General features: G+C 66.2%; 6 protein-coding genes and 2 pseudogenes. 6 read left to right on the top strand and 2 right to left on the bottom strand.

The genetic code is table 11. The features are described from left to right. From ABZ453_RS49885 to ABZ453_RS49875, 3 genes and pseudogenes are all read left to right on the top strand, one after another. A pseudogene (locus tag ABZ453_RS49885) lies at nucleotides 1-348 on the top strand (hypothetical protein); the annotation flags it as partial. Further along, nucleotides 332-1,585, top strand: coding sequence for an IS256 family transposase (locus tag ABZ453_RS49880; RefSeq protein WP_359026547.1), 1,254 nt, complete (start codon nucleotides 332-334; stop codon nucleotides 1,583-1,585). The pseudogene ABZ453_RS49885 and the gene ABZ453_RS49880, both read left to right, overlap by 17 nt. Before the next feature lie 79 nt (nucleotides 1,586-1,664). Continuing rightward, the gene (locus tag ABZ453_RS49875; protein ID WP_359026545.1) at nucleotides 1,665-2,111 is read left to right on the top strand and encodes a hypothetical protein; all 447 of its coding nucleotides are present in this window, start codon (nucleotides 1,665-1,667) and stop codon (nucleotides 2,109-2,111) included. Nucleotides 2,112-2,451: 340 nt separating this feature from the next. On the opposite strand, the gene ABZ453_RS49870 is transcribed toward ABZ453_RS49875, so the two are convergent. Further along, on the bottom strand, nucleotides 2,452-2,715 hold the full coding sequence (locus ABZ453_RS49870; RefSeq protein WP_359026543.1) for a hypothetical protein: 264 nt from the start codon (nucleotides 2,713-2,715) through the stop codon (nucleotides 2,452-2,454). 176 nt (nucleotides 2,716-2,891) lie between these two features. Then, nucleotides 2,892-3,212 carry a hypothetical protein gene (locus ABZ453_RS49865; protein ID WP_359026541.1) on the bottom strand — a complete coding sequence of 107 codons (321 nt, stop codon included), beginning with the start codon at nucleotides 3,210-3,212 and terminating at the stop codon, nucleotides 2,892-2,894. An 836-nt stretch (nucleotides 3,213-4,048) separates the two neighbouring features. Here ABZ453_RS49865 and ABZ453_RS49860 point away from each other — a divergent pair. From ABZ453_RS49860 to ABZ453_RS49850, 3 genes and pseudogenes are all read left to right on the top strand, one after another. Continuing rightward, nucleotides 4,049-5,043, top strand: a pseudogene (locus ABZ453_RS49860) (IS5 family transposase). 66 nt (nucleotides 5,044-5,109) lie between these two features. Next, a complete protein-coding gene (locus ABZ453_RS49855) occupies nucleotides 5,110-5,607 on the top strand; it encodes a hypothetical protein (protein ID WP_359026539.1) in 498 nt (165 codons plus the stop codon). A gap of 13 nt (nucleotides 5,608-5,620) precedes the next feature. Then, on the top strand, nucleotides 5,621-6,427 hold the full coding sequence (locus ABZ453_RS49850) for a reverse transcriptase domain-containing protein (RefSeq protein ID WP_359026537.1): 807 nt from the start codon (nucleotides 5,621-5,623) through the stop codon (nucleotides 6,425-6,427). Nucleotides 6,428-6,548: the final 121 nt, after the last annotated feature.

Below are 6,548 nucleotides of genomic sequence, written 5' to 3'. Positions count from 1 at the left end.
CTGGTCGACCAGGTCGCCGACGACTGGCAGAGGCTTGCCGACCGTGACCTGACCCGTCGCACCGGCCGTCCCCGCCAGCGCCCCTCGGCTCGCGGTATCGGTCAACTCGAGTACCACCACCGCGTGCTGGCCGCGGTGCTCCGGGCCCGCCGGGTTGCCACGACCGTGCTGATCACTGAGATCCTCGACTGCCATCGCACTTACCTGAACAGGTGTGCCGGCCAAGCCGCCGAACTCCTCGCCCTCCACGACATCTACATCGCTCCGGTCGACGGCCCCAGGGCCCGCACCCGCGCACAGCTACAGGCCCGCATCGACACAGCCCGCCAACATCAAGACGGACAATAGTTGCCGCACAGGTTCCTTACTTCGGCTGCTTGAGTCACTACGTCGGGCCGATGGAGTTGAGGCAATCAGGGTGGTGTGCGAGCGCATCCTGCAGGAGCTGATCGAGGCCGAGGCCACCGAGGTGATCGGTGCCGCGCCGCGCGAGCACTCCGAGACGCGCACGACGTGGCGCAATGGACACCGGGACAGGGTGCTGACCACGCAGGCCGGCGACCTGGACCTGAAGATCCCGAAGGTGCGCAGCGGGTCCTTCTTCCCGTCGCTGCTGGAACGCCGGCGGCGGATCGACCGGGCGTTGTTCGCCGTGGTGATGGAGGCATACGTGCACGGTGTCTCGACCCGATCGGTCGACGACCTGGTCAAAGCACTCGGAGCGGACAGCGGGATCTCCAAGTCCGAGGTCTCCCGCATCTGCGGTGAGCCGGACGAAGAACTGACCGCGTTCAAGGAACGGCCGCTGGAGCACACCGTCTTCCCCTACGTCTTCCTGGACGCGACGTACTGCAAGGCGAGGGTGAATCACCGGATCGTCTCCCAGGCCGTGGTCATCGCCACCGGGGTCTCCGCCACCGGGCACCGCGAGATCCTCGGGCATGGGGGTCCCCCCGCTCGAGCGGAGCCGAGAGTGGGGGAGGTCGGCGACAGCGAGTCGAAGTCGTTCTGGACGAAGTTCCTGCGGTCCTTACGGGCCCGCGGCCTGGAGAACGTCCAGCTGGTCGTCTCCGACAGCCACAGCGGTCTGGTGGCCGCGATCCGCACCGTCTTCCTCGGCGCGGCCTGGCAACGCTGCCGGGTCCACTTCGTCCGGGACGTCTTTTCGGTGATCGAGAGGGGTTCCGGGGAGATGGTCGCCGCCACCATCCGCACCATCTTCGCGCAGACCACCGGCGAGCAGGTGCGCACCCAGCTGAACGTGGTCGCCGACATGCTCGGACGGCAATTCCCACAGGTCAAGACGATGCTGCTGGATGCGGCGACGGACATCACCGCGTTCGCCGACTTCCCCTCAGCCCACTGGAAGAAGATCTGGTCGACCAACCCGCTCGAGCGGCTGAACCGGGAGATCAAACGGCGGGCCGACGTCGTCCAGGTCTTTCCCAACCCCGCCGCCCTTGACCGGCTCGCCGCCGCGGTGCTGGCCGAACTCCACGACGAGTGGCAGGTCTTCTTCACCACCAAGCCAATCGAACCCGAACCGCAGATCACCCCACAACCGGAACCGAAACAGCTGCCGTGACTACACCACTCCGCGGGACATGACCTAGCCGACGCCCCACCACAGGTGCTGCAAGCTGTCGGCGCGCGTCCCGATCCGGATGCGGCTGATCGCGCGCCGTGTCAAACCGTCGCAGCGCGATGCGAAGAAGCTGACGGCCTTCGAGAAACACACCGGCTGGCGCTATCAAATCGTGGCTACGAACATCCCCGCCCACCAAGGGCTTTCCAGGGTGCCCGCCTCCGGGCAGGTGTGGTTCGTCGATGCCCTCTACCGTGATCACGCTGAGGTGCAGGACAGGGTGAAAGCAATCAACAGGGTGGGGCTCGGGCTGCTGCCCTCGAAGTCCTGGCAGCTGAACGCCGCCTGGGTAGTGGCCGCCACGATCACCGCCGACCTCGACGCCTATACCCGGCTCCTCCTCCTGCACGACGAACCCGACCTGGCAGCCGCACAGCCGGAGACGATCCGGATAAAGCTCTACCACCCGCCCGCCCGCCTCACTGCCCACGCACGCAGGCGCACCCCCCACCTCGACCGCACCTGACCCTGGGCAGCAGCATTCACCACGGCCTGGCAGCGGGCCAGCCAGCTTCCGGCCCACACCTGACGGGCCGGCCCCGCCCCGACGACACACGAGAGGAGAGCACCGAACCACCCTCGGGCCCGTGGAACCCGACACACCCGCAGCGTCACGCGACGGCCAGTCCCGACACGGCACGGGACATATCAGGCATCCATCCGTTCACAACACCGCCGTAACCCTCGGAAAAATCGAGGTTGACACACCCTGATTGCGCAGTAAGCCCTTCCTTCGGAACTTCTGTGCGGAAGTGTGTGATGCGCCCAGGACGATAGGTAGCCGCTCCTGATCTCGAGGGAATAATTCACTCATCCATTGACCAACGCGATTTGGACTTGCGCTCAGCGCGTTCGAGAAGCCTTTGGGCACGATGCGCCTTGGCTTGCTCCCAAGCTTTAGTTAACCCATCCTTATCTTCCGGAGATACCCACGGGTCAGCCATCAAGTCTTGGAAGTCCTTTTTGGTCTTTTCCCACCTTTTATCGTCCTTGCGCTCTGCTTGTGAGTCAGACCAAGCTTGGGCGGCCGGCGGGATGAGGAGTGCGACTGTCGGGGATATCAGCGTCATCACAGCTCCGAAGGGGCCACCAAGCAATTGGCCACCAGTAGCGAGGACCGTTGCAATGGCACCTCCGAGTGTTTTAGCCGGGGCACCCGAGGAAATGGCTCTTTCAATGGCACGAGCCGTAGCCGCCTCGGGCCCAGGGAGTGCAGGGGTATTTGCAGCGGCTGCTCCGTCCTCTGTCATGGCGCCTCATCTCCAGCGAGACGGGCGTGATTCTTGAGAAGCCGCTGAGTTTCACGTTCGGCTTCTTTTGCGCGCTCGCTCTGGCCGCCAATGCGCCACAGTTCGGCCTCGGCAAGGAGAACTCTAATTTTCGCCTTCTGCGCCTCGGAAACTTCCTCGGCTGCAAGAATCCCTTGTAGTTCCTTGGTAGCGCGACGAACTGCCGCTGTTGCCTGACGTTCAGCTAGGCGGCTCCGCATGGCGAGGATCCACGTCGCTGCCGCTGCTACCGCACTCGATCCCGCCCCAAGGACCGCGTAAAGCGTGTCGCTCTGCATTCCAGTAGAGTAGCGGCCTGCTGGACACCAGGTATACACCTCCGCAACAAGCAGTAGGGAAGTTGATCACCCGGATGCCTCGACACACCATGGGCCTACAACGTCAGCCCCTTTCTCATGTCCTAAAGAAGGAAATGAGCATGGCTTAGCCTCGATCTTTCGCGCGCCCAGCAGACTCGGAGGTCTTTGAGATGTAGTTGATCTTGAGTCGTAAGCTCGTTGTCGCCTGCCGGTGGAAGTCCGGTCCGGGTAGCTGCCAGGAGGCCCGGTAGCAGACTGGCGGTGTCGGGGGGAAACGCCTGGCGTCGAAGCCCAGTGTCGAAAGCCCTTCAAGGGGGAGCAAAGCAGCGGTCCGTAGCATCACGCGAAGCCTGCGGCGTCGTTAGAGGCCCGCCTCTCGGGGGCGGGGACAGGGAGTGCCGAGCCCCCGAAATCAGGGCGAAGGCGATGGAAGCGGCGAAGATCCTGGGATGCAGCCGTGAAGGACTCCCCGGCGTATGGGGCATGGAACGTTGCGACGGTGACAGCGGGAACTGGGGAGGCCCTCCCTGGCCCGGCGGCCTGCGGACAGCTGCCGCCGGAAGCTGCGCGTCCTATAACCGGGTGCACTCCGGGAAGTGGACGCGGGCCGGGTGGGCGTCGGAGGCGGCCGTAGTACCGCGATGAGCCGGCGGACAACACAACCGCCGGCCAGGGAAGGGCCGCTGCTTCGTCGATGCGCAGTCTGTCTGGAGGGGCTCGGTGAGTGCCACATCGGCTAGGGCCTGTTCCAGGTTCGGATCATTGGTTTCGGGGATTCGCCGGTGGCGGGCGGCTGGGCCTGGTAGTTGTCGAGGGTGGCGCGTGGTGATCTCTCGGATGCCGAGTGGGAGTTGGTGGAGCCGTTCTTGCCGGTGGGTGAGCGCGGCCCGGTCCCTGACCTGCGCCAGCTGTTCAGCGCAGTGATGTGGCGGTTCAGGACCGGGTGCCCCTGGCGGGACGTGCCGCAGGAGTATGGCTCCTGGTCGACCGTCTACGGCGCGTTCCAGCGCTGGGCGCTGGCCGGGACCTTCCGGACGCTGATGGAGGGGATGATCGCCGAGGCGGCGGCCCGGGGGCAGGTCGATCTCGACCTGGTCAGCGTGGATTCCACGGTCGCGCGCGCTCATCATCACGCGGCGGGGATGGCTGTGGACCCGGAGCTGCTGGACGAGCTGGAGAAGGCCGTCACCGAGGAAAAGGGGCTTCTGGAAAGGGTCAAAGCGCACCGGTAGTTCCGCCGGACGGGGACGGAGACGACGTGGTGCGTGAGGAGCGGCGGCGCTTACGGCGGCGGCGCAGGGCCCGGCTCCGTGCGGCTGAACTGGGCCGTTCCCGGGGTGGGCTGACCACCAAGACCCACCTGGCAGCCGAGCGCCGGTGCCGGCCGCTGTCGTTCGTCCTCACGCCAGGACAGGCCGCCGACAGCCCCCGCTTCATTCCGGTACTGGAGGGCATCAGAGTGCGCGGCCCGGTCGGCCGCCCGCGCACCCGGCCCGGCGCCGTCGCCGCGGACAAGGCGTACTCCTCCCGTGCCAACCGCGCCTACCTGAGACGACGCCGTATCCGCGGTGTCATCCCGGAGAAGGCCGATCAGGCCGCCAACCGCAAGAAGAGGGGTTCTCGCGGCGGCCGCCCGGTCGGTCACGATCCGGACCTGTACAAGGACCGCAACACCGTTGAACGCTGCATTAACAAGATCAAAGAGTGGCGGGGCCTGGCGACCCGCTACGACAAGACCGCCACCAGCTACCTCGCCGGACTCCACCTACGCGGTGCCGTCATCTGGATCCGCAGCCTCCGCCCAACGTGATCCGAACCTGGAACAGGCCCTAGTTCCGCCACGTCGGGATCCCTGAAGCTGGATCCGGTCCGAGCCTTGCAGCATGCGCTCTACCGGTCGGCCAAGGCCGATCCCGGACGGCGGTTCCACGCGCTGGGGGACAAGGTCCACCGCAGGGACGTCCTGCGGCGCGCGTGGGCAACGGTGCGCCGGAACAATGGCGCTCCGGGCATTGACGCCACCACTCTCGCTCAGGTCGAGGAGTACGGCATCGACCGGCTCCTTGACGAATTGGCCGTGGAACTCAAGGAAGGCTGCTGGCGGCCGCTGCCCGCGCGCCGGGTGTTCATCCCGAAACCCGGCCCGACCGTGGAGCAGAGACCGCTGTCGATTCCTTCCGTCCGTGATCGGATCGTGCAGGCGGCGCTGAAGATCGTGCTCGAGCCGGTCTTCGAGGCCGACATGCTCCCGTGCTCGTTCGGGTTCAGGCCCAGGCGCGGGGCGCACGATGCCCTCCAAGTCTTGATCGATGAGGCATGGCGGGGCAGGCGCTGGGTGGTGGACGGACATCGCCAACTGTTTCGAGGCGATTGACCATGAGAAGTTGATGCAAGCGGTCGAGGAACGCATCTGCGACCGGTCCGTCCTCAAACTCCTGCGCGCGATGCTGCGGGCCGGGGTGATGGAGGACGGGCAGGTCCGTCGGCCGGTGACCGGCACCCCTCAAGGCGGTGTGGTTTCACCGTTGATGGCGAACGTCTATCTGCACCGGCTGGACCGGGCATGGGACGCGCGCCGTCACGGGGTCCTGGTCCGTTATGCCGACGATGCCGTGGTGATGTGCACTACCCGCGAGCAGGCCGAAGCCGCCCTTGGGCAGCTGAAGGTCCTGCTGGCCGAACTCGGCCTGGAGCCGAAGGCGGCCAAGACGAGGATCGTGCACCTGCAGGTCGGAGGCGGGGGAGTGGACTTCCTCGGCTTCCACCACCGACGGGTCACGTCCCGGCCTCGCGGCGGGCGGCATCCGATCGCCTTCCTCGCTCGCTGGCCCTCGGACAGGGCAGTGCAGCATGCCCGTGACCGGATCCGTGAACTTACGGAGCGGCGCAGGATGCTGCGGCCAGTCAAAGTGATCGTGGAGGACGTGAACGCGTTCCTGCGCGGGTGGGCTGCGTATTTCCGGTTCGGGAACTCGGCTCATCGCTTTGACCAGATCAGTTCGTACGCCCGGATGCGGATCGGCGGGTTCATCGCCAAGAAGCACCGGCGCAGCCGGAAGTTCGGCTGGTCGGTGGTCGCTTACGCGGCCTCCGACTCGTTGGGGCTGGTCGCCCTGCACGGGACCGTCGTCGCCCCCAGACCCTTTCGGGACTGGCGGGGCAGGCCGAATGCCGGCGGTGAACGGCGTCGGTGAGCCGTGTGCGGGAGAACCGCACGCACGGTGTGCGCCGTGAGGCGCTTCGTTGTATCCCCGACGCAGTCGGGATGAACTCGGAGGGAGGTTCTTGGGTCGCCTGACTCACCTGGACGCGAAA

Origin of the sequence: Streptomyces sp. NPDC005799 (assembly GCF_040630525.1) — a bacterium.
In the GTDB taxonomy this organism is placed as follows: Bacteria; Actinomycetota; Actinomycetes; order Streptomycetales; family Streptomycetaceae; genus Streptomyces; species Streptomyces griseorubiginosus_B.
The sequence above is the reverse complement of the archived record's forward strand: the minus strand, read 5'-3'. Positions and strand labels throughout refer to the sequence as shown.

What these genes read in the sequence shown, in the direction of transcription:
- ABZ453_RS49875 (WP_359026545.1), top strand. Translation starts at nt 1,665, where the DNA reads ATGCGGCTGATCGCGCGCCGTGTCAAACCGTCGCAGCGCGATGCGAAG.
- ABZ453_RS49870 (WP_359026543.1), bottom strand. Translation starts at nt 2,715, where the DNA reads ATGACGCTGATATCCCCGACAGTCGCACTCCTCATCCCGCCGGCCGCC.
- ABZ453_RS49865 (WP_359026541.1), bottom strand. Translation starts at nt 3,212, where the DNA reads ATGCAGAGCGACACGCTTTACGCGGTCCTTGGGGCGGGATCGAGTGCG.
- ABZ453_RS49850 (WP_359026537.1), top strand. Translation starts at nt 5,621, where the DNA reads ATGCAAGCGGTCGAGGAACGCATCTGCGACCGGTCCGTCCTCAAACTC.